24 protein-coding genes and 1 riboswitch are annotated in these 21,513 nt (G+C 36.5%); of the genes, 10 read left to right on the plus strand and 14 right to left on the minus strand.

Annotated elements, in window-relative coordinates; translation table 11 throughout:
- Positions 1-106: 106 nt before the first annotated feature.
- The 6 genes from AC0KUU_RS08565 (at position 107) to AC0KUU_RS08590 (ending at position 5,314) form a co-directional block, all read left to right on the plus strand.
- Positions 107-619, plus strand: coding sequence for a CBO0543 family protein (locus tag AC0KUU_RS08565; protein ID WP_043982468.1), 513 nt, complete (start codon positions 107-109; stop codon positions 617-619).
- A gap of 66 nt (positions 620-685) precedes the next feature.
- A riboswitch (Lysine riboswitch) is annotated at positions 686-868 on the plus strand.
- A 145-nt stretch (positions 869-1,013) separates the two neighbouring features.
- Positions 1,014-2,342 carry a diaminopimelate decarboxylase gene (gene lysA / locus AC0KUU_RS08570; protein ID WP_043982466.1) on the plus strand — a complete coding sequence of 443 codons (1,329 nt, stop codon included), beginning with the start codon at positions 1,014-1,016 and terminating at the stop codon, positions 2,340-2,342.
- A 52-nt stretch (positions 2,343-2,394) separates the two neighbouring features.
- Positions 2,395-3,657, plus strand: a complete 1,263-nt coding sequence (locus tag AC0KUU_RS08575; RefSeq protein WP_013057044.1) for a dicarboxylate/amino acid:cation symporter — start codon at positions 2,395-2,397, stop codon at positions 3,655-3,657.
- Between the two features lie 138 nt (positions 3,658-3,795).
- Entirely contained in the window at positions 3,796-3,930 is a 135-nt protein-coding gene (locus tag AC0KUU_RS08580; RefSeq protein ID WP_013057043.1) for a hypothetical protein, read from the plus strand.
- Positions 3,931-4,080: 150 nt separating this feature from the next.
- A complete protein-coding gene (locus AC0KUU_RS08585) occupies positions 4,081-4,266 on the plus strand; it encodes a hypothetical protein (protein ID WP_043982464.1) in 186 nt (61 codons plus the stop codon).
- Between the two features lie 136 nt (positions 4,267-4,402).
- The gene (locus AC0KUU_RS08590) at positions 4,403-5,314 is read left to right on the plus strand and encodes a LysR family transcriptional regulator (RefSeq protein WP_043982462.1); all 912 of its coding nucleotides are present in this window, start codon (positions 4,403-4,405) and stop codon (positions 5,312-5,314) included.
- 186 nt (positions 5,315-5,500) lie between these two features.
- Here the strand turns inward: AC0KUU_RS08590 and AC0KUU_RS08595 are convergent, their stop codons facing one another.
- The 8 genes from AC0KUU_RS08595 to AC0KUU_RS08630 all read right to left on the minus strand — a co-directional run bounded on the left by AC0KUU_RS08595 (position 5,501) and on the right by AC0KUU_RS08630 (position 12,809).
- Positions 5,501-6,187, minus strand: a complete 687-nt coding sequence (locus tag AC0KUU_RS08595) for an O-methyltransferase (RefSeq protein WP_043982461.1) — start codon at positions 6,185-6,187, stop codon at positions 5,501-5,503.
- Between the two features lie 178 nt (positions 6,188-6,365).
- Positions 6,366-7,085 (minus strand): pentapeptide repeat-containing protein, encoded by a 720-nt coding sequence (locus AC0KUU_RS08600; protein WP_043982459.1) that lies wholly within the window; start codon positions 7,083-7,085, stop codon positions 6,366-6,368.
- Between the two features lie 18 nt (positions 7,086-7,103).
- A complete protein-coding gene (locus tag AC0KUU_RS08605) occupies positions 7,104-7,433 on the minus strand; it encodes a PadR family transcriptional regulator (RefSeq protein ID WP_013057038.1) in 330 nt (109 codons plus the stop codon).
- 166 nt (positions 7,434-7,599) lie between these two features.
- Positions 7,600-8,178: a GNAT family N-acetyltransferase gene (locus AC0KUU_RS08610; RefSeq protein ID WP_043982458.1), complete on the minus strand. Its 579-nt coding sequence runs from the start codon at positions 8,176-8,178 to the stop codon at positions 7,600-7,602.
- Between the two features lie 181 nt (positions 8,179-8,359).
- Positions 8,360-8,833, minus strand: a complete 474-nt coding sequence (locus AC0KUU_RS08615; protein ID WP_013083145.1) for a hypothetical protein — start codon at positions 8,831-8,833, stop codon at positions 8,360-8,362.
- Positions 8,834-9,077: 244 nt separating this feature from the next.
- Complete coding sequence (locus AC0KUU_RS08620) at positions 9,078-10,538, minus strand: aminoacyl-histidine dipeptidase (protein WP_322552048.1); 1,461 nt, start codon at positions 10,536-10,538, stop codon at positions 9,078-9,080.
- A 194-nt stretch (positions 10,539-10,732) separates the two neighbouring features.
- Entirely contained in the window at positions 10,733-11,509 is a 777-nt protein-coding gene (locus tag AC0KUU_RS08625) for a 3-hydroxybutyrate dehydrogenase (protein ID WP_043982456.1), read from the minus strand.
- Positions 11,510-11,528: 19 nt separating this feature from the next.
- On the minus strand, positions 11,529-12,809 hold the full coding sequence (locus AC0KUU_RS08630; RefSeq protein ID WP_080781698.1) for a GntP family permease: 1,281 nt from the start codon (positions 12,807-12,809) through the stop codon (positions 11,529-11,531).
- Positions 12,810-13,146: 337 nt separating this feature from the next.
- Here AC0KUU_RS08630 and AC0KUU_RS08635 point away from each other — a divergent pair, with 337 nt between their 5' ends.
- Positions 13,147-13,746, plus strand: a complete 600-nt coding sequence (locus tag AC0KUU_RS08635; RefSeq protein WP_043982455.1) for a DedA family protein — start codon at positions 13,147-13,149, stop codon at positions 13,744-13,746.
- Between the two features lie 35 nt (positions 13,747-13,781).
- On the opposite strand, the gene AC0KUU_RS08640 is transcribed toward AC0KUU_RS08635, so the two are convergent.
- The 3 genes from AC0KUU_RS08640 to AC0KUU_RS08650 form a co-directional block, all read right to left on the minus strand.
- Positions 13,782-15,089, minus strand: a complete 1,308-nt coding sequence (locus AC0KUU_RS08640) for a CitMHS family transporter (RefSeq protein ID WP_043982454.1) — start codon at positions 15,087-15,089, stop codon at positions 13,782-13,784.
- A 197-nt stretch (positions 15,090-15,286) separates the two neighbouring features.
- Complete coding sequence (locus tag AC0KUU_RS08645) at positions 15,287-15,994, minus strand: response regulator (RefSeq protein WP_043982452.1); 708 nt, start codon at positions 15,992-15,994, stop codon at positions 15,287-15,289.
- The gene (locus AC0KUU_RS08650) at positions 15,991-17,598 is read right to left on the minus strand and encodes an ATP-binding protein (protein WP_162214240.1); all 1,608 of its coding nucleotides are present in this window, start codon (positions 17,596-17,598) and stop codon (positions 15,991-15,993) included. Before AC0KUU_RS08650 ends, AC0KUU_RS08645 begins: the two co-directional genes overlap by 4 nt.
- Before the next feature lie 195 nt (positions 17,599-17,793).
- Here AC0KUU_RS08650 and AC0KUU_RS08655 point away from each other — a divergent pair, with 195 nt between their 5' ends.
- From AC0KUU_RS08655 to AC0KUU_RS08665, 3 genes are all read left to right on the plus strand, one after another.
- Entirely contained in the window at positions 17,794-18,564 is a 771-nt protein-coding gene (locus AC0KUU_RS08655; protein ID WP_043982448.1) for an SDR family NAD(P)-dependent oxidoreductase, read from the plus strand.
- Between the two features lie 171 nt (positions 18,565-18,735).
- Positions 18,736-18,876, plus strand: a complete 141-nt coding sequence (gene sspL, locus AC0KUU_RS08660) for a small, acid-soluble spore protein L (RefSeq protein WP_013057030.1) — start codon at positions 18,736-18,738, stop codon at positions 18,874-18,876.
- Positions 18,877-19,177: 301 nt separating this feature from the next.
- Positions 19,178-19,849, plus strand: a complete 672-nt coding sequence (locus AC0KUU_RS08665) for an NAD(P)H-dependent oxidoreductase (protein WP_043982446.1) — start codon at positions 19,178-19,180, stop codon at positions 19,847-19,849.
- Positions 19,850-19,878: 29 nt separating this feature from the next.
- Here the strand turns inward: AC0KUU_RS08665 and AC0KUU_RS08670 are convergent, their stop codons facing one another.
- The 3 genes from AC0KUU_RS08670 to fsa all read right to left on the minus strand — a co-directional run bounded on the left by AC0KUU_RS08670 (position 19,879) and on the right by fsa (position 21,345).
- A complete protein-coding gene (locus tag AC0KUU_RS08670; protein WP_043982444.1) occupies positions 19,879-20,166 on the minus strand; it encodes a hypothetical protein in 288 nt (95 codons plus the stop codon).
- A 127-nt stretch (positions 20,167-20,293) separates the two neighbouring features.
- Positions 20,294-20,512 (minus strand): spore germination protein, encoded by a 219-nt coding sequence (locus tag AC0KUU_RS08675; RefSeq protein WP_025752385.1) that lies wholly within the window; start codon positions 20,510-20,512, stop codon positions 20,294-20,296.
- A 164-nt stretch (positions 20,513-20,676) separates the two neighbouring features.
- The gene (gene fsa, locus AC0KUU_RS08680) at positions 20,677-21,345 is read right to left on the minus strand and encodes a fructose-6-phosphate aldolase (protein WP_043982442.1); all 669 of its coding nucleotides are present in this window, start codon (positions 21,343-21,345) and stop codon (positions 20,677-20,679) included.
- Positions 21,346-21,513 lie beyond the last annotated feature (168 nt).

The raw sequence follows: 21,513 nt of genomic DNA on the forward strand, positions 1-21,513 counted from the left end.
CTGCGCTTACCGCTTTTTTATTATAGTTTCTGAATAAAAAAATGAAAGAATAAAACCACTATAATATGTAAATAAAAAGAAATAACCATTATTTTAAGGAGAGCGTATGCAATCTTCATTTGTATTATTTTTCATCATTCTTGGTTTACTATTTGGCAAGTGGCGAAGGTATCAAGAATACTATCCTACTTTGCTGTTTTGGGTCACAGGGAATTTGCTTTATGAAGTGCTGCTGTTTCATCACCGCGTATGGGTATTTCACCCTGTAGGTATTGATCACCTTTTTCTACCCGATCACCTAATGGTTTCCCTTGGAATAACTTTAATTATTTATCCGTTTGTTATACCGGTTTTTTTAGGAAGGCTGCCGCTGCATGTAAGCGGCAGGCTGTGGTGGATTCTTTTGTGGGCGCTTTTATTTACTGTGATTGAGTTCATTGCTTATGTTAATCACAGTATCACTCATCATTATGGATGGTCGCTGCTGTGTTCTTTTCTCTTCAACATTGCCACGTTCTCACTTTTAGTCATTCATCAGAAGACAGCACTGGTCGCTTGGATTCTATCTGGAAGCTTCATAGCTTTCTTATTTATTTTTTTTGATATTCCTATGCCTTAACTTTTCATTGACTAGACGGAGGAAAAGGAAATATAATAGGAATTACATTTAAATATAATTTTCCTCTCTGAGAATAGAGGTGCATGAAATCAAGAGTCACTTATTGGAGACTAATGGAGTCTGTGAAGATAAGTAAAAGGGATTTCGTGCCGAAGTATATAAACATCCATTGTGTTCATATACTGGTTCAGTATTGAATAAATGCTGAGCTGTCACAAACCATTTGGTTTGTGGAGAGCTATTGAAGAGATGTTGATGCCTAGAATGTAATAATACTTTATTATTATGAAACCAAGACGCGTGAACATCACTTCACGGGTCTTTTTTGTGTTTTTCTACTGACCATCAAAGTTCAAAGTTATAGTTGAATGATTTAAATGGAGGGATACGGAGTATGTACTTACATGGAACGAGTAAAATTAACAGCAGCAATCATTTAGAAATTGGGCAGTGCGATACGGTCGAACTGAAAAAACAATACGGCACTCCCCTATACATCTACGATCAAGAATTAATTGAAACGAAATGCAAGGCCTTCCATTCAGCCTTTCGAAGAAGCGGATTTTCATATCAAATCGCCTATGCAGGGAAAGCATTTCTTTGTATGGAAATGGCTAGCCTTTTAACGAAGCTTGATATGTCACTAGATGTGGTCTCAGGAGGCGAATTATTTACAGCGTTTGAAGCTGGATATCCAGCTGAACGCATTCATTTTCACGGCAATAATAAAACGATTGAAGAAATGGAAATGGCTCTTGATGCGAATATTGGCTGTTTTGTTGTTGATAACTTTACCGAACTTGAAGTTTTGCATGCCTTAGCAGCTGAGCGCAAACAGAAAGCATCTATTCTTCTGCGTGTTACTCCAGGAATTGAAGCCCATACACATGAATATATTATGACCGGACAGGAAGACTCCAAGTTTGGATTTGGTCTTTCCAATGACCAAGCCATGAAAGCGGTAAGTTCTGCGTTAGAAAAGCCTTACTACGATCTTTTAGGCATTCATTGTCATATTGGTTCGCAAATTTTTGAAGTAGATGGTTTTTCTCGCGCCATTGATATTTTAACTGATTTCTTATTCAGCATTCGTGATAAAATGGAATTTGAAGTAAAAGTTTTAAACGTAGGTGGTGGTTTTGGTATTCGTTATACCGAAAGCGACTCTCCTCTTCCAGTTGAGTATTATGTAGATGCACTGACAGAAAAGCTAAGCCGCACGTTAACTGAACAGAATTATACCCTTCCAGAAGTCTGGATTGAGCCTGGAAGAAGCATCGTAGGAGAAGCAGGTACAACGCTTTATACAATTGGATCAACGAAGGAGATTCCAGGTGTACGAAAATACGTAGGAATTGACGGCGGTATGACCGATAATATCCGTCCTGCTCTTTACGATGCAAAACATGAAGCTGTCTTGGCTAATAGAGTGACGGATAAAAAAGATGAAACAGTATCAATTGCGGGTAAATGCTGTGAATCAGGAGATATGCTTATTTGGGATATTGATTTACCGCGCGTTAATCAAGGAGATTTATTAGCAGTGTCCTCTACAGGTGCCTACAACTATTCAATGGCTAGCAATTACAACCGTATTCCGCGCCCTGCTGTTGTATTTGTAAAAAATGGAGAAGCTCGTCTTGCTGTAGAGCGAGAAACATACGAAGATTTGGTGCGTAAAGATGTAAAGCCAGTCGTTACTACGTATGCAATGAGCAAATAATAGCTGTTCTTGCGTAGTAAAGAAGCTATTGTTGTTTGGAGGAAATCTAACTATGGTTTTAAGTGTATTTAAAACGTACAGATCATCGCTTATTCTGCTTCTCGCTATTTTAATTGGCGGGATAGCAGGATATGCTATCGGGCCGGATGTGGCAGTCGTAAAGCCCTTTGGTGATTTGTTTCTTAATTTAATGTTCATGATTATCGTTCCCCTTGTCTTTTTTAGTGTGGCTTCGGCGATCGCAAACATGAATGAAATGAAGCGTCTTGGTAAAATTATGCTAGGTATCGCCGTTGTGTTTATCGCCACTGCTGCTGTTTCAGCCGTTTTAGGCTTTTTAGGCGCATCACTTTACAATCCGCTACATAATGTAGATACTTCTGCCATTAAAGAATTGATGGGTGACAGTGAAAATACAGCTGAAAAAATGACGCTTTTAACTCAGCTTGTTAGTACATTTACTGTACCTGATTTTGTTCAGTTATTTTCGAAAGAGCACATTTTACAATTAATTGTCTTTGCCGTTATTTTCGGTATTGCTACAACGATGGCTGGCGAAAAAGGACAGCCTATGGCGAAATTTCTGACTTCGGGTCAAGAAGTATCGATGAAGGTTGTTAAAATTGTGATGTACTATGCCCCAATTGGTTTAGGATGCTATTTCGCTACTGTAGTAGGAGAACTTGGACCAAAGATCTTACAAGGGTACGCTAGAGCATTTATTCTTTATTTATTAATTGCAATCGTTTACTATTTCGGTTTCTTTACGCTATATGCATGGATTGCTGGCGGTAAAGCAGGAATTAAGCTGTTTTGGAAAAATGCAGCTGCTCCTTCTATCACCGCTATTGCTACCTGTTCTTCTGCTGCATCTATTCCAGTCAATTTAGATGCAACAAAGAAAATGGGTGTGCCGCTGGATATTGCTGAAACAGTGATTCCACTAGGAGCAAACACGCATAAAGATGGTTCTGTTATCGGTGGTATTCTAAAGATTGTTTTCTTATTCAGTTTGTTTGGCAAAGATATGACGTCTGCTACGAGTATTTTGAGCATTTTAGGCGTAGCCTTTTTAGTTGGAGCCGTAATGGGAGCAATCCCTGGAGGCGGTATGATTGGCGAAATGTTAATCATTACAATTTACGGATTTTCGCCAGAAGTTCTGCCCATTATCGCGGTCATTTCCACAATTATTGACGCCCCTGCTACGCTTTTAAACAGTACGGGAAATACAGTAACAGCGATGCTTGTTACAAGGTTTACAGAAGGAAAAGACTGGATTAACAAAATTATCACCACCGATAAAGTCGCTTAGTAAAAAAGCAAAGGGAACAGTCTTAGTGACTCTCCCTTTGCTTTTTTCGTGTGCAGTAATATCGATAGCGGTGTATAAAGTCTGTACATACGCACATTCTAAAGGTATGTTTCATAACCGGACTGGAGGTGTCGTCTAATGAGTAACGCTGCAGGAGGTTCAAAGAAAAATCAACCGAATGATGCGAATCACGTAAGCGCAGAAACAAAAGCTCATCAAAAACGTCTTACTGAGCAAAACAAACAAGAGCATCAAGCTGAAGAACGAAAATAAAATGACGTTAAAGAGCGCAGCGCCTGCGTTCTTTAACGTCATTTTATTTTTAGAGAGAACTTCATACCCCTGCTCGTTATGGGGCTATCGTACAACCTCCTTTCGAACTTTTACATATTCTATTAATAGGTTTGTAAAAGGAGGAATGACATGGTGTTTTCTTGGCTAGAGATTACAGCTGCAGCCTTTGGACTTTCAGTTATTTTGATAAGTTTTGCATTTTTACCCGAACGCACATACAAAAGTCTTTATATCCCTCATCAGCTAGTAGCAAAATCTATTTTTCTCTATAAAAAGATTATTCGTTTTATAAATCAATTTCGACAGAAACTTTAGCTCATTTCCTTTCCCTGTTTTTATTCATTGGATATATCCTCCCCCTTTTTAATCAGCGCATTTACAGTAAATAATTTAGTGGTTAAAATAAAGAGTAAAGAAAAAGGATAAGCAGTTTGCAGAAATGGAGTTTCACATGGAAATCAGAGACTTAGAATACTTTATAGAGGTAGCGAATCATAAAAATTTTACAAAGGCAGCGCTGCAAGTTCACTTGTCACAAACGGCTTTAAGTAAAGCCGTCAAAAAAGTAGAAAATGAACTAGGATTTGAGCTTCTTGATCGTTCAACAAGAGAATTAAAGCTAACCGATGCAGGAGAAGTCGTGTATCATCAGGCAACTAAAGCTCTGTCGGTGTTAAAAGACATGCCTCACTTGTTGGGAGATTTAATGAACTTGCAAACAGGGCAAATCAAGATGGGAGTCCCTCCGCTCATCGGGACCTTGTTTTTCCCGAAGATTGCAAAAGCATTTAATGAACAATACCCTAAAGTATCTCTAGAGCTTATTGAATTTGGAGCAAAAAAAATTGAAGCACTTGTGGAAGAGGCTGGTGTAGATATGGGGATTGTTATGCTTCCTCTTACAAGCGGTCATGATGAGCATTTTCACGTATACCCTTTCGTTAAGGAGAGATTTCTTTTATACGCGCATAGAAACCATCCTTTAGCAAAACGTTCTTCCGTCTGGATGAAAGAATTGGAGCATGAAAAATTCATTATGTTCAGTGAAGAATTTACGCTGCACGACCGGTTAATTCAAGATGCTTTAAAATCAGGCTTTGTGCCTTCTATAGCGTATAAAAGTTCTCAATGGGATTTAATTATTGAATTAACAGCGGCAGAACTAGGTATTGCTATTTTACCCGAATCGCTTTATGCCAAAGTGAAAGATCCCAATATTACTACCGTACCTATTGCAGATCCTGAAATGATGTGGGAACTTGGAATTATTATGTTAAAAGAACGCTACAGTTCATTCGCTGTACGAGAATTGATTAATTTTTTAACCGAAAAACAAATGACAGATAAATTGGGGCTCCTTTAAAAAAGAGTCTGGAACAAAAGTATGTTAGTTGAAGGACAATCCGAACGAGTTTGGTCGAGAATCCAGCTCATTCGGATTTTTTTAGGATGATGATGAACGCAGGTTTCATGTATGTATTTGCTTCTAGCTGTTGATTGGATGAGTTTCGTTATGTCTCCGTTTCTTTTTAGGTGTAATAAAGTTTTATCATTCAACAACCCCTACAATGAATCCATCATAGCCTTTGCTTCCAACAGTTTGTATAGCCGTGGCGCTTATTCGTTTTTCTTGAGCCAGAGCATTCATAAATTGGCGAATTCCCTTTACATTTTCATCTTCACTTTCTGAGTTCACCACATGCCCTTGACGAACAACATTATCACAAATAATCGTACTTCCTCTTTTCGATAATTCTAGAGCCCACTTTAAGTAATTTGGGTTATTCGGCTTGTCAGCATCAAGAAAGATAAGATCAAACGGCTCTGTTCCCTTATCCTTTAATACAGCTAATGTATCAAGCCCGGGGCCGACAATGACTTCTACTAAGTGGCTTACTCCCGCTCTTTTTAAATTAGCTCTTGCTACTTCTGCATGCTGAGCGCTTAATTCGAGCGTAATCAGCTGTCCGTCTTTCGGAAGAGCTCTGGCTAGCCAAATCGTGCTGTACCCTCCAAGAGTACCAATTTCCAAAATGCGTTTAGCTCCTTTTAATGAAGCTAACAAATGCAGAAACTTTCCTTGATTAGGCGATACGTCGATGGCAGGTAATCCAGCCTCTTGATTTGCCTTCAATACCTCATCAAGAACAGGGTCAGGTTGTATAAGCTTATCATTCATATAAAGATCCACTTCATTCCAAATTTCATATATAGACATTTCCATACTCCTCCACATAAGTGATAAAAGCTTTATTATTCAAAGATACGAATATGTTTTTCTCATATCCACCTTGTTGCCGTAATCGTTCGTATTATGAATGTGTTCTAGCTTTCTAATAAACTATCCTGCTCGCTCTTAAAAAGAATTGCTATATGTCCATAAAAAAAGACCTTCAGAGAGGTCTTTTTTATCTTTAAATAATCGTAACTTTACTAAGATCTATTTTGGCACTTTTTAAAAAGTTATATGTCAATTTATCCATTTTTGCACCTTCAAAATCAGATTTCTTTAAATCTGATCCTCGGAACTGTACATTTAGCAAAGTTGCGTGGCGAAATGAGGCTTTTTTTAATGATGTTCCTTCAAAGATTGTTCCGTTAAATGTTTCTTCGTCAAATACAATGTCTGTTAAATTACATTGCTTAAAGTACGTGTTGTCATAGATACAGTCTTTAAAACTGGCCTGTTTAAAATTTGCCCATTTAAATTGTACGCCTGTTAAATTAACGTGATGAAATATTGCTTTCGTTAAATTGCTGCTTTTAAACATGCTGTCCGTAAGATCTGCGTAGCTAAAATCAGATTCATTCAAATTACTGGCATTAAATTTCCCTTTATACACCGATACAGAACGAAAATCAGATTTTGTAAGCTCGGTCTTTGAAAAATCCATAGGGACGGTTTGCTTTAATTCCTTTGTTTCTACATTCATTGATTGAATCAGTTCTGTAATATCACCGATAGAATTGATTGTCATATAATAAGCCTGTTCTTCATTATGCCCGTCTTTTTTGTAATCTGTAAATTTTTCCTGCAAGTTCTGTGATAGTTCTTCTTCTAGATCTTGAACATTTTCTACATCCTGATAAGGAGCCAAAATGTTATGCACATGATTTTTTATTTTTTCGTTCATTTATAACATCATCCTTTCTCACAACAATAAATCAATAATTTTTTTCGCTTGCTCCCAATTTTCTTTATTTTGTTTATATACGCTTTTTCCTTGTTCTGTAATTTTATAATATTTTCTGCGGCCGCCTTGTACAGCATCTCCCCAGTAAGAAAGAATATGGCCGTCTTTTTCAAGGCGCTTCAAGCTTGAATACATTGTGGCTTCTTTTAATTCATACTGCTCTTTAGAGTAGGTATAAATAAGCTTACTAATTTCATACCCATACTTATCACCGCTGAGAAGTAATTTTAAAATCATTGTATCTGTATGTCCCCGAAGTAAATCTGAAGACATTTTTGCATATACCAAAGTATCACCTCTTTATGTATAATTTAAATCATATTACTATGACAGTCAAGGTATTATATTTAATAAGATACACTAATATATAATTGCACATATGTAAACATATGTAAACAGCTTAACAGGAGAAAATAGCCGGTAGAAACGTACCGGCTATTTTCTAGGAGACATCTTATTCTTCGTTATAGCTGAGCTTAAATACTATCGGCGTACTTTCTGCTGATATTTTCCAAACCATGTGGTGATACCCCTTGCTCCAGTAATCTTTTACTAAATAATCAGGGATTCCAAATATGTTTTTCCATACTTCCTGAGCATTTTTGTATCCGCTGTCCAAACAAATTTTTTTAATTTCTCTGCTTTGAAGTGTAAGCAGCATAGTATGTAAAAGCAGTGTTCCTACACCTTTTCTTTGGTACTTTGGATGAACAAAAACTGTGCCGATTTCAATCCATCCTTGCAGCTCTCCTTTTGTACACGCCGTAATTAATTCACTAGCAGGACCATATTCAATACAGCCAATAATCTTATTGGTGCACGTATCTATTCCGAGCCAAAAGAATCGATGTTTTCCACCGCTATCAAGGTCACTTTTTAAATATTGTTCTTTACTTTCAATTTCTATTTGTATATTGTTCACCATTTCAGATAGACCCTCTTTATGAAAGGTATCTGTGATTACTTCGTTAAAAAGCTCGTGGAGTTCTGCGCGGTCTTCTATTTTTGGTCTTCTTATTTCAATATGATGCAATGTTCATTCCTCCTTGTTATTTCACGGCAGAATATGAAGCTTTACCATTATTATTTATTATTTATCAATCTATGTTGATAATCCTTTTCTCTCTCTACTGTTTTTCCAATAAAAAAGCACGAGAAACTTTGAGTTCTCGTACTTTTTTATAATATGGATTCTGCTTTTCTATTGGGAACTGTTAATACTGATTCACAAAGCTCTGGATTTTACATACGAATTCAGAGAGATTCTCTTTTATCTCTTTATCCTCTGTTTTCTCTACTTGCTCCTGTATGGCATCAATCATTAAACGTGCTCTTTTAGGATCTATAGAGGCCGGTTGGCTGCTGTTGTTTGATAGACTTTTCAAAATTTGATTAGTCATTTTGTTTTTATCGTGAATATAAAATAATATTTGAGGAACTTGATTAATTAACAAATTTACGTATCTGCGAAACTCCTCTATCTCATATAATTCTCTTGAATTACCTTTAAAGCCATCAACGGAAAGCATAAGACTCTGGTAGCCTTTATCACTGCGTTGATTAAGTGCTTTAATCACTTTCAAAAACCGATCGAACTTTAGATAACGTATTTCGTCTTTCCTTAATTCTAAAAATTCAATTTCTCCTTTTTCCAAAAAGGGATCTTTGATAAGACTATTGTCATTCATATACATTCTCTCCCTACTAATTTATTAGTTGCAGAGCTTGTTTTGAATTCATTTGTCTATCGTTTTAGTAATTGTTTACCTCTTTTAGGCCCGTTTTAAAACCTTTATTTGTAAAACGCTTACATAAATGTTCTCAATTGCCTGACGTGTTGACGGAATTCTGCTTATTATCTGCTAAATGACGAATGAAAAAGAGCTCCTTTACAGAAGCTCTTTTTTTAAAATTATAGGGATGCTGATAACTTTATATCTTATTTGCTTCTTTTAATACCGCTAATAAGTATTCCCATGTCTTAATAGTAGACGGAATGCTCAGGTGTTCATCAGGTGTATGAACGTCGTACATATCGGGACCGAGCGAAATGGCGTCTAATCCAGAGATTTTTCCCAGGAAAATACCGCATTCAATTCCAGCATGGATGGCGATGATCTCCGCCTCTTCCCCATACTTTTCTTTGTAAACCGTTTTACATAATTCACGAATTTTTGAATCTGCATTGTACGCCCATTCAGGGTAATTGCCTTTTGTTTCAACTCTTCCTCCGACTACTTGAGCAAGTATGTGCACTTGACTTACTATTTTTTCTTTTAAGCTTTTTACTGAGCTGCGGATTTCATTTTGAAAAACAATCTCAGACTCTGTCGTCGTAATCACACCTAAGTTGGTAGAAGATTCTACTAATCCTTCGATATTCATACTCATGCTTTGAACGCCGTTTGGTGTTAGCATAATAGCTTGTACAATTCGTTCTGTCGTTTCTTTTGTAAAACATTTCTCATCGGAAGAAGATTTGTTTATTTTTACATATACGCTCGGATCAGCCGCTTGTAATTCATTTTTTACTATTTCGTTCCACTCACGAATCTTATTCTCTAACTTTCCTACCTCAGAAGGCTCAACTGATAGAATTGCTTCTGATTCACGGGGAATCGCATTTGATTTTAATCCTCCACTAATGCTGCTTAAAGAATAGGGAAGTTCATGTTGTAAATCATGTAAAACTCTTCCTAGCAGTTTATTAGCATTTCCTCTTTCTTTATCAATTTCCATTCCAGAATGTCCGCCGCGCAGTCCACCAATGCTTAAGCTATATGTTTCTGAGTTATCGGAAGGCGATTCCCAGTCTACGGGAATACGAAGCATGCTTTTTACCCCGCCTGCGCTGCTGACAAGCAGCTTTCCGTCCTCTTCTGTATCAAGGTTAATAAAGATTTTCCCTTCAAAATGAGCTGGATTTACAGCAATGGCTCCGCCCATAGTTGTTTCTTCTTCAGTAGTAATGACTACTTCAAGAGACGGGTGAGCTATATCATGAGCATCTAGTAAAGCCAGTGCATATGCCACGGCAATCCCGTTGTCAGCTCCTAGCGTAGTACCATTTGCATAAAGCATATCTTCCACAATTCGCAGTTGAAGCGGATCTTTTTCGAAATCATGCACAGTTCCTTTATTTAACTCGCATACCATGTCCATATGTCCTTGCAAAATGATGGCTGGAGCATCTTCATATCCTTTAGCTGCCGGCTTTTTAATAATTACATTTAAAGCCTCGTCTTGTATAACTTCAAGGCTTCTTTCTTTTGCAAAAGAAACTAAATAGTCACTAATTTTCTTTTCATTTCCAGATTCTCTAGGAATAGCTGAAATTTCGTTAAAAAAATAAAAAACCGGATGTTTAATTAATTCATTTACTGTTTGCACCATATGTATCATCCTTTCTGAACTGCAGGCTTTTTTATCATACTATTTATCTTTACAGGAGAAATAGTATAAGGCTTATTTTATGTATAGCCTAGTTATATTTTAACGTTGATTAGCTCGATAGAATAGGTATAACATAAAAAAGCATAAAGGAGCTCATTAGACTCCTTTATGCTTTTAATGACTTATTCTATTTTTTATTGAGCTGTATATCCGCCGTCCATTACTACCGCTTGACCAGTTACACCTTTTGCTTTATCACTCGCTAAGAAAATAGCGTAGTCAGCAATTTCGCTCACGTCTAGTAATCTTTTTTGAGGGACTAAAGGATAAATAACTTCTTCAAGCACGCTCTCTAATGGTACATTTCTTGTTTTAGCTAAACCATCTAACTGACCTCTCACTAGTGGTGTATCCACATAGCCAGGACAAAGTGCATTCACCGTAATACCGTGTGCTGCGCCTTCAAGAGCAGCTACTTTTGTTAGCCCAATTACACCATGTTTAGCACTGTTATAAGCTGCTTTGCCCGCAAAACCGATTAAACCGTTGATAGAAGAAACGTTAATGATACGTCCGAACCCTTGTTTTTTCATAATCGGAAACGCGTGCTTAATCGCCATAAATGGAGCTGTTAGCATAATTTTAATCATTAACTCATATTTTTCAGTTGGAAACTCTTCGATTGGAGAAACATGCTGCAAGCCAGCGTTATTAATGAACGTATGAACCGCTCCAAAATGTGCGTTTGCTGTTGCAATTAAATGTTTGATTTCTTCTTCTTTTGTTACATCGGCTTTGACACCAAGCGCTTCAAATCCAGCTTCACGAAGATTTTGTGCTGCAGCTTCTACAGCAGCTTGATCAATGTCGGATAACACAATTTTCCCGCCGTTTTCTGCGAATCGTTTACCTATTTCAAACCCAATTCCTCTTGCTGCTCCTGTGATTACAATTACTTGATTTTCAACCATGTGTATTCTCCTCCTGTTTTTAAATAATACCGGCTGCCGCTAATGCGACTCCTGCAAATAAAGCGATTGTCGGGATGATAAATGCAACAACAAATACGTCTTTATACGTTTCTTTATGCCGAAGACCAGTTACGGCTAATAGCGTTAACAACGCACCGTTATGCGGTAAAATAGATGCACCTGACGCAACGCTTGCAATACGGTGAAGAGCATCGGCACTTAAATTCGTCGTTTGAGACAAGTGATACCACGTATCTCCTAATGCTTGAAGCGCAATACCCATACCGCCGGATGCTGAACCCGTGATCATCGCTAGCACTTGAACGCTTAATGCTTCTGAAACGAGTGGATTGCTCGAAATGTTTAGCAACACATGCGTGACATCTTTAAACTCTGGAACTGCTGTAATAACCGAGCCAAAACCTACTGCTGCACTCGTGTTAATAACAGCCATCACGGATCCTTTTGCTCCTTCATTTATAGAAGAAATAAACGTTTTATAGTGTTTAAAATTAATAAGTAAAATAGAAAAAATACCAATTAATAATGAAACGATAGGCTCCCATTTTAAAACGTTTAACGTCACGACAACGACAATCAGCGGTAAAATAGCTAATATTACATTCATCGAGTCCTGCTCATCACTCGCTGCGACTGATGATTCATTAGGCTCGGTAAATCCTTGATTTTTAGCTTTTAATTTTTTATCACGATAAGCTAACCATAAATATCCTCCCACTGCCATAATAAGACCTGAAACAATTCCAATAATCGAACCGGACATTGCATTCGTTTTAAATGTAGCAGTCGGAATCAGATTTTGGATTTGAGGCGTACCTGGAATCGCTGTCATTGTAAACGTAAATGCTCCGAGTGCAATGGTTGCTGGCAGTAAATTTCGCGATACGTTAGCTTCTCGAAATAGCGCGATTGCTAAAGGATAAATCGCAAAGACAACAACGAATAGACTCACTCCGCCGTATGTCAAAATGGCTGAAGCAATTAGCACCCCTAAAATGGCTCTTTTACTTCCAAATAATTTAGCAATACGCTGCGCCAACGATTTGGCTGCGCCTGTATCTTCCATTAGCTTTCCAAAGACGGCTCCTAATAAAAAGATGGGGAACCATTTTGCAGCGAAATCTACAAACCCTCCCATATACACATCTGTATAAGTAGGCAGTACTTTTAAACCGCTAAAGTAAGCAACGAATGTAGCTACAACAGGTGCCACCCAGATAATAGACCATCCTAGATAAGCAAAAAACATCAACAATAACAATCCTACAATAATAACCACACGGTAACCTCCTTTCCTTTTAATATCTATACATAATGGATTGTTTCACAACACAACAAGTTTACATCCGCTATTTTTATAAGTAAAATGAATAAAAGTAATAAAAACTATGAATAAAAGTCGTAGTTTATTTAAAAATTCACCCTCAATTATTTTTTTCCTATAGTTTTACTTCTGAGTAGAAGCTATAAAATACACTTCCTTCCTTTTTCCTTGTACAAGCTAATTTTTTTCTGTCACATCCCGCTTTCTTCCTTTATTTTCTTTTCTTTTATAAGTTTTTCCGAACATATAGATGGGTATTTGAATGTTATGACACAGAAAAAGAGGCGATCTTATGCTACATTTCATAACAGACTTACTGAAACAATTTGGAATTTGGGGACTTTTAAGCGGACTGGCCATTGAGGCTTCCTCCCTGCCGTTTCCCGGTTCTCTTCTCACCCTTACCTACGGATACTTATTAAACATGCACATAGTGAAATTGTTATTAATCGCTCTTGCAGGAAGCGCCGTTTATACAGCTTTTAGTTTTATACCGTATGGGATAGGCTATAAATTAGAGGATAAGGTAAAGAAAAAATTATCAAAAAAGAAAAAAGCATTTGAGAAATCACAAAAATGGTTTAAAAAATGCGGATTATGGAGTATTGCGATTGCTCGTCCTTTAGGGCTCGGCAACTACATTTCCTACCTTTCAGGGCTATCTAAAGTGAAACCTATGCCGTTTGCTCTGCTCACATTTCTTGGTATCTTTCCTTTGAATATTGCCATGCTTTGGTTAGGGCAAATCGGAAACTTTAAGTCCATTCAATCTTTTATTTCAGATGCACAAACCTATATTTTAATTGCAGCGGTAGTGGCTGTATGCGGATTTTTAATTTATAAGTTCTATTTTAAAAAAAACAGCTGCAGCGAACAGTCTAGTTCAACGTAAGAGTATAAAAAAAGACCCTTTGGGGTCTTTTTTTATCAGATAGAAATAACACCTAAAATTAATGCAGCTATTGTCATCACTGCCGTAGTTCCTAGCGCCCACTTAATTAAAAAGCGTTGCAAATCACTAAATTCAATTCCTACCATTCCAATTAATAAGTGAGCTGCTGCTACCAAGGGACTTATCACGTGAACAGGTTGTCCTAAGATAGCAGCTCTTCCAATTTCAGCTGCGCTAATGCCATAACTTTCGGCAGCTTGAGCAATAATTGGCAATACGCCAAAATAAAAGGCATTATTAGACATAAAAAATGTAAAAGGAGCACTTAAAAATGCTACTATAACTGGCAAAAAAGGACCCATTGCATCTGGGATTATTCCTACAAGTGTATTTGCCATAGCATCAATCATCTTTGTTCCAGACATAATTCCTGTAAAAATACCTGCTGCAATAACAATTGAAACGACGGCTACCGCATTATTTGCATGAGATGAAATTCGCTGCTGTTGATCTTTGATGTTTGGATAATTTATTAATAATGCAATAGCAAACGCTACCATGAACAAAAGCATCAGCGACATAAAGTCCATAATTAAGCACACCATAAGACTAACGGTAAGGAGAAAATTAAACCATACTAACTTAGGACGTCGATAGTCTAAATGTTGCGCTATTCCCTCTAATTCATCTGCATGTGCGATTTCATTTGCAGAATGTTTAATATTGATAACTCCTAACCTTTTTCTTTCCCTTCTTCCAAGGACAACAGAAACAAATAGCACCCATAGAAGTCCAAAACCCATTACAGGTATTAAAGGCAAAAACAACTGAGACGAATCTAAATTTAATGAACTCATAGCCATAGCAGAAGCACCTCCCCACGGAGTCATATTCATAACTCCCATAGATAGCATCGCAATTCCTGCTAGGATAAGCGGATTCATTTCTAGCCGTTTATATAATGGAAGCAAAGAAGAGACCGTTATCATATAGGTAGTAGTTCCATCGCCATCTAAAGCAACCATCATTGAAAGCACAGCAGTTCCGACAACGATTTTTAGAGGATCTCCTTTTACAACCTTTAAAATGAATGAAACGAGAGGGTCAAACAATCCTGAATCAATCATTAATCCAAAATATAAAATAGCAAATAAAATCATAATAGCTGTAGGAGCAATATCTTTTACACCCTCTAGCATCATAGGTCCCATTCCGCTAGCAAAACCGCCTATTAAACCAAATATAATTGGAATAATGATAAGAGCAACCATTGGGGTAAGTCGCTTTGACATAATTAAATACATGAATACTGCAACCATTAAAAATCCTAATAAAGAAAGCACGGATATTTTTCCTCCTTTTTGATAACGGTTTCATTTTTGTTTGCTACACGTTACTAAAAAGGTATCACTTGTTAAAGCAGGTTCATAGATAACTAACATAAGTTTAATATCTTTTATAAAAGTAATTTTTTTCATTTTTTTCATGCATCATTTCTACATAAAAACGAGATAGCGGACAAAGAACCGCTATCTCGTTTTTATGTAAAACTAGTTACTCGGTATTTCCGCTCAGGCCTCCCTACACTTCCATACACTATTTCCACCTGCATTTCTTTACAAGATACTAAATACTCTAAATACCTTCTCATTGTTGAATAACTGATACCTACTAGTTGAGCAAACTCATCTACATTCGAGCTCTGCTGAACTTCGCGAACTTTATCTCTTACTAAACGAAGAGTATGTTTATCAATCCCCTTAGGAAGTTCTGTTACTGCAGCTGCTGATTGAGTATGGCGGTTATGACGCGTTCTAAATAAATGGTCTATTTTATCTTGGTTAATCATTTTATTTTCGGTTAATTCTATTCTCGTAGACTGATAATGTTTTAAAGTAGATAAAAATTTATCAATAATTACAGGTTTCACCAAATAACCAAATGCTCCTCCTCTTATTGCTTCCCCTACTGTTTCAACATCATTGGCTGCCGTTATTAAAATAATATCGATTCCTCGATACTTCTTTCTGATTTCCCACAGCAGCTCCACTCCGTTGATATCTGGTAAAAAGACGTCTAATAAAATTAATTGCGGCGTAAATATTGTTAGTAGTTCTAAAGCCTGTTCTCCAGATCCTGCTGTCGCAACAACAGTAAAATGCTCTAGTTTCTTAGTAAATTGTTCATAAATTTGTGCAGCTGTAGAATCATCTTCTATAATCATGACATTAATTTGATTTTCAGTCATATCGATTCTTCCTTTTCATTATTTAATAACTTTGGGATAACTAATGTGAATCTTGCTCCTTGTAACATACTTTTGCTTATGTATAGTTCACCTTTAAGCAGCTCTACAGATCTTTTAACAATAGTCAATCCAATTCCATGATTTTCACCTTTTTTCGTTGTGTAACCATCTATAAAAATCATATTTTCTACTTCTTTTGATATCCCTGGTCCATTATCTTCAACTTCAAAAATCAGGTCATTTCCTACATCTGTAAAAGATACCAGCACGTTCCCTTTATGTTCTCGCACAGCCTCGAGCGCATTATCGATTAAATTCCCCAAGATAGAAACAACGTTTTTTGCGTCTTCGATATCTAAAGTACTTGTTAAGTTACTATCTTGGTCAATTTCTAAAGTGACGTCTAATTCTTTCGAACGATTGATCTTTCCAAGTAAGCATGCTGCAATCAAAGGATCTTTTACAGAAGACATTAAAAAAGAAATAATATCTTGGCGTTCCTTTACCTCTGATGAAATCATTTGCATGACATGCTCATACTTCTTTAACTTTAACAATCCATAAATCACGTTCAGCTTATTTAAAAATTCATGATTTTGAGCACGTAAATTATCAGAAAACATTTTAATTTTAGAAATTTCTTCTGTCAATTCTTCAATTTGAGATAAAGTTCTTATAGTAAGGACGATACCCTGCACTTCTTTTTTTCTTACAATAGGAGATAAATCTAAAATATACTGCTGACCATCTAATACAAGGGACTGGTTAGAATACACCCGCTGCTTTTCTATCGCTTGATCAATTAGCTGTCCTAAACGGGCGTTCTTTATCTCTCCTCCTATTTGAAGATGACCAAATAGTTCTCTGGCCCTTCTGTTCATCGACGTTACATATTTTTCAACATTTACAGTAACAGTAGCATCTTGAATAGATTCAAGGGTAGCCTCTTTTTCTTTAAAAAGAAAGGAAATCTCCTCCGGTTCCAGTCCAAATATTAGTCTTTTTACCCGCCTTGCAATGAAAAAAGCTCCAAATGCTCCAATAAGAAAAGGAATACAGGACAATTTAATGATTTTTATTCTATAATCATTAATCTGTTTTTCTATATTGCTTACAAGAAACCCTACTGACGAAACGCCTATTACGTTTCCTCGGCTATCCCATATGGGGGTCTTGGCTTTAATTGCAAATCCTGAAATTCCTTTTCCTTTATAAATAATGGATTGATGCTCCTTTAAAGAAGCTTCGTTGCTTGTTTTGGTATGTTTTCCAATATAGCTACTATTGGGATGAGAATAGCGGATTCCTTTATCATTAGCGATGGTGACGTAATCTGCCCCAGTGGTTTTTCTTATTTTTTCTGCAACAGGTTGGATGTGCTCAGAAGGATTTTTATTCTTAAAAGCTTTTACAATCATTTTGTCTTCAGAAGCTAATTTTGCTACTGTCATAGCTTGCTTACCTACATATTTTTCAACAATTTCATCTATCATTGCAGAAAATAAAATGCATACAAGGACGGTACTCACAAGAATAACTACCGTAATAAGCAATGTAATTTGGGCAAGTAAACTAGGTCTTCTATTCACATTAAGAAAACGCATACATTCCTCCTTTTAATGAAATGAAATTTCGGCTGTTGTTTCAAGTGTAGCATAAAAGAAAAAAAGTTTAGCACCCAACTTCAAATGTTTATAAATAGACGTCTAAAGGGGAAAATAAATCGAATAAACGCTTGACTTAAAGTATACTTTAACAATTATAATCAATTGGAAAACATCGAAAATGGAGGAATCAACATGAAATATACAGTAATCACTGGCGCAAGTTCAGGAATTGGATATGAAACAGCTTTAGCTTTTGCAGCACGTGGAAAAAATCTTATATTGGCTGCACGTAGAGAGGACAAGCTAGAAGAGTTAAAAAGAAAAATTGAAGAACTGAACCAAGATGTAAATGTTATTGTCCAGTCGGTTGATTTATCCGTGGCAGAAAATGCTCATACGTTTTATGAGTCACTCAAAGAGTATGAATTAGAAACTTGGATTAACAATGCTGGATTCGGAAACTTTGCTTCTGTCGGTGAACAAAAATTAACTAAAATTGAAACAATGCTTCATTTAAATATCGAAGTCTTAACCATTCTTTCTTCTCTATTTGTAAGAGATTATGAAAACGTTGAAGGTACACAGCTTATTAATGTCTCTTCTGGAGGCGGCTACACCATTGTTGCTGATGCAGTCACTTATTGCGCAACAAAATTCTACGTAAGTGCATTTACAGAAGGTCTTTCTCAAGAATTAAAAGGAAGAGGAGCAAAAATGCAGGCTAAAGTTCTAGCTCCGGCGGCTACTGAAACAGAATTTGCACAGCGTTCGATGGATATGAGTGATTTTGAATACGAAGGACGAGTACCTAAGTTTCATACGTCAAAAGAAATGGCTGCTTTTATGCTGGACCTTTATGATAGCAATAAAACGGTAGGGCTTGTAGATGGAGTGACTTACGAATTTCAATTAAAAGATCCTATCTATCCATACGCAGACAGAGCAACAAGTTCAGATTCTTAAACGAAAAACACCCTTCCAAGGGTGTTTTTTTATGGCCGTTTAAATGAGTAACTATCTTGTTTATGTAATGAAGATGCTTAAAGATAATCTTTTCCTATTTATCTTTCCACGCTTGACTTCCTAATTTTTGTGTTGCTTTTTGTACATACTAACCGAACGGAGGTGACGAAAATGGGTACAAAAAAATCTGCTAACCGCGGTCAAGTAGCTCCTGGAGTTAACCCTCAAGGACACGGAAAAGATGTTGAATTTTCAACAGAACCGAAAAGTGAACTTGAAAACAAAGCGAAAAAGTCAAATACAAAAATTTAATTAACAAGGAGAAGATCACTCTTCTCCTCTCTTCCTCTTAATTACTTTTTCGAAAACGAAACTCCCCAGATTGTTGACTCCTTTCTGCTTCTTACGAAACTGCATCAATAGTATAAAACAGTATACTATACAACAAAAATGTGCGTACTTGTTAGAATGATTTATATGAATTATGATAAATCTGCAAACGGATTTTATGACAAATTGTATGTTAACTGGCTGTTAATTGTAAGCTATACAGGGTATAGATTACTCTGAACAGTTCATCACTAAATATTTTTCACAGAAAGGTTGTTTACACATGAACCATACAGATAAAAAACAAGAAATTTTAGACGCATTTAACTTTCGTCATGCTACAAAAGAGTTTGATCCAACGAAGAAAATTTCCGATGAAGATTTCCAATTCATTTTAGAAACAGGGCGCTTATCTCCAAGCTCAGTAGGTTATGAGCCATGGAAGTTTTTAGTCGTTGAAAATAAAGATTTAAAAGAAAAATTAAAAGCTGTTTCTTGGGGAGCACAAGGTCAAATTCCTACAGCAAGTCATTTTGTTATTATTCTTTCTCGTACAGACGCAAGATATGACTCTGAATATGTGTTGAATCTTCAAAAAAACGTAAAAGAAATGCCGGATGATGTATTAGAGACATTAATGCCTCGTTATAAAGATTTCCAAGAAAATGATTTTCATTTGTTCGAAAGCAAGCGAGCACTATTTGATTGGGCTAGCAAACAATCTTATATTGCACTAGCTAATATGATGACATCAGCTGCTCAAATTGGTATTGATTCTTGTCCGATTGAAGGATTTAACTATGACCAAGTACACGAAATTCTAAAAGAAGAAGGATTACTAGAAGACGGTAAGTTTGATATTTCCGTTATGGTTGCGTTCGGCTACCGAATTCATGAACCTAAACGCGGAAAAACGAGAAGAAGTATGGATCAAGTTGTACAGTGGGTAAAATAAGAAACGAAAAACGAAGGGGTGACATTGCGTCACTCCTTCGTTTTTATATTTTTATATGCTGTTATAAAGGCAGAAGGATCGGTTTGTATGGTATAAGCGAACATCCCTTGATTTGTATGTAAGTATAAAAAGCCGCTGTCTTTTGAAACGCATTTGTAAGAGATGTCAAATACGTCATTAATGTGGAAGCAATCGTTTTGTGTTTCAATACTATCAGCGTATAAACACATGTCTTTTGAATGCTGAATTGTCACCTTTTGTGTTCGTTTTATTTTTCTTTCAACGTATGTATAAGGAATCATAGAAATAATGCTCATAGCACCCCTCAACTCCCTTCCTCATGAATGAATGTATGTTTTTCTTTTAAAAGCCAAAACACCTTGTTAACTAAACTCTATCACTTACCAAAAAGCAATTCCAGAAAGAGTATTTCTGGAATTGCTTTTAAGATTGCTGCTCTTTATTTTCTTCACCTTTGCAAAAGTCGATATTACTGTTTGTCATAGAGGCAATAGCAGGAGAGCCGTTTCCAAACGAAAAACAAGCTCCTACCGATTTTGTATTTGCTGTGTGACTATTTTGTACAACACAGCCTACGCTTACGTTCGAGTTGTCTTTTAACCCGTTAGTCACGATATTTTCAATGTTAATAATACAGCCCATTTTAACACCTCTTTCGTTTCTATTAACGTATGTCATCTCTGCATATATGTATAGGATGTTCGCCTATTATTGATAAGTTGTTTGCTGCAAAATAGAAAAAAAGAATCTTCGTATATCCTTTAAGCAGAGAAGACACTAAAGTGATGTCTTCTCCTTCAGTGAATTTAACTTTTTACAGCTTTTTCCCAGTCTGATGCAAATTTTTCAATTCCTTGCTCTGTTAACGGGTGTTTTACTAATTGTTCAATTACGGCATACGGAATTGTAGCAATATGAGCCCCAGCAAGAGCTACTCGTGTGACGTGATCTGGGTGTCTGACTGACGCTGCTATAATTTGTGAGTCAATGTGTTGAATTCGAAATAGCTCTGCAATTCGAGATACCAGATAAACACCGTCTTCTGAAATATCGTCTAAGCGTCCTAAAAATGGCGATACGTATGTGGCACCGGCACGAGCTGCTAGAAGCGCTTGATTTACTGTAAAAATTAACGTTACGTTTGTTTTTACGCCTTTTTTAGCTAGATAACGGGTTGCTTCCAATCCAGCAATGGTCATAGGAAGTTTAATCGTTATATTTTTGTCTCCTCCATTAATTTTTATCAGCTCTTCTGCTTGAGCAATCATGTCATCTGCTGTTACTGTGTCGGGCGTGACTTCTGCTGAAACGGATTCTACTTCCGGGACGGTTTTTAAAATTTCTTCGATGCGATCTTTAAACTTTACGCCTTCTTTAGCTACTAGCGAAGGGTTTGTGGTAACACCTGATAATACTCCAATTTTATATGCTTTTTTAATATCTTCCAGGTTAGCTGTATCAATAAAAAATTTCATCCTATATTCCTCCACTCGTTATGATAAAAACAGCTTTTCAGGGGCGTTTTTGCATGACTTTATGTTCAAATGGAATTGCCCTCTTCATATTGTCTTCATAAAATAAAATTTATTTCCTTTCAAATGCTGTATGTTTTTCTCCAAGTTTTCCCTTCCTTAAATTCATCG

The sequence above is a fragment of the Priestia sp. ST2 genome, from assembly GCF_055810735.1.

Bases quoted from the DNA above. Each gene is read 5' to 3' on its own strand.
- AC0KUU_RS08650 (WP_162214240.1), bottom strand. From the start codon at position 17,598: ATGCGTTTTCTTAATGTGAATAGAAGACCTAGTTTACTTGCCCAAATT.
- sspL (WP_013057030.1), top strand. From the start codon at position 18,736: ATGGGTACAAAAAAATCTGCTAACCGCGGTCAAGTAGCTCCTGGAGTT.
- AC0KUU_RS08585 (WP_043982464.1), top strand. From the start codon at position 4,081: ATGGTGTTTTCTTGGCTAGAGATTACAGCTGCAGCCTTTGGACTTTCA.
- lysA (WP_043982466.1), top strand. From the start codon at position 1,014: ATGTACTTACATGGAACGAGTAAAATTAACAGCAGCAATCATTTAGAA.
- AC0KUU_RS08665 (WP_043982446.1), top strand. From the start codon at position 19,178: ATGAACCATACAGATAAAAAACAAGAAATTTTAGACGCATTTAACTTT.
- AC0KUU_RS08590 (WP_043982462.1), top strand. From the start codon at position 4,403: ATGGAAATCAGAGACTTAGAATACTTTATAGAGGTAGCGAATCATAAA.
- AC0KUU_RS08655 (WP_043982448.1), top strand. From the start codon at position 17,794: ATGAAATATACAGTAATCACTGGCGCAAGTTCAGGAATTGGATATGAA.
- AC0KUU_RS08675 (WP_025752385.1), bottom strand. From the start codon at position 20,512: ATGGGCTGTATTATTAACATTGAAAATATCGTGACTAACGGGTTAAAA.
- AC0KUU_RS08600 (WP_043982459.1), bottom strand. From the start codon at position 7,085: ATGAACGAAAAAATAAAAAATCATGTGCATAACATTTTGGCTCCTTAT.
- AC0KUU_RS08645 (WP_043982452.1), bottom strand. From the start codon at position 15,994: ATGACTGAAAATCAAATTAATGTCATGATTATAGAAGATGATTCTACA.
- AC0KUU_RS08625 (WP_043982456.1), bottom strand. From the start codon at position 11,509: ATGGTTGAAAATCAAGTAATTGTAATCACAGGAGCAGCAAGAGGAATT.
- AC0KUU_RS08670 (WP_043982444.1), bottom strand. From the start codon at position 20,166: ATGAGCATTATTTCTATGATTCCTTATACATACGTTGAAAGAAAAATA.
- fsa (WP_043982442.1), bottom strand. From the start codon at position 21,345: ATGAAATTTTTTATTGATACAGCTAACCTGGAAGATATTAAAAAAGCA.
- AC0KUU_RS08565 (WP_043982468.1), top strand. From the start codon at position 107: ATGCAATCTTCATTTGTATTATTTTTCATCATTCTTGGTTTACTATTT.
- AC0KUU_RS08580 (WP_013057043.1), top strand. From the start codon at position 3,796: ATGAGTAACGCTGCAGGAGGTTCAAAGAAAAATCAACCGAATGATGCG.
- AC0KUU_RS08635 (WP_043982455.1), top strand. From the start codon at position 13,147: ATGCTACATTTCATAACAGACTTACTGAAACAATTTGGAATTTGGGGA.
- AC0KUU_RS08575 (WP_013057044.1), top strand. From the start codon at position 2,395: ATGGTTTTAAGTGTATTTAAAACGTACAGATCATCGCTTATTCTGCTT.
- AC0KUU_RS08620 (WP_322552048.1), bottom strand. From the start codon at position 10,538: ATGGTGCAAACAGTAAATGAATTAATTAAACATCCGGTTTTTTATTTT.
- AC0KUU_RS08595 (WP_043982461.1), bottom strand. From the start codon at position 6,187: ATGTGGAGGAGTATGGAAATGTCTATATATGAAATTTGGAATGAAGTG.
- AC0KUU_RS08615 (WP_013083145.1), bottom strand. From the start codon at position 8,833: ATGAATGACAATAGTCTTATCAAAGATCCCTTTTTGGAAAAAGGAGAA.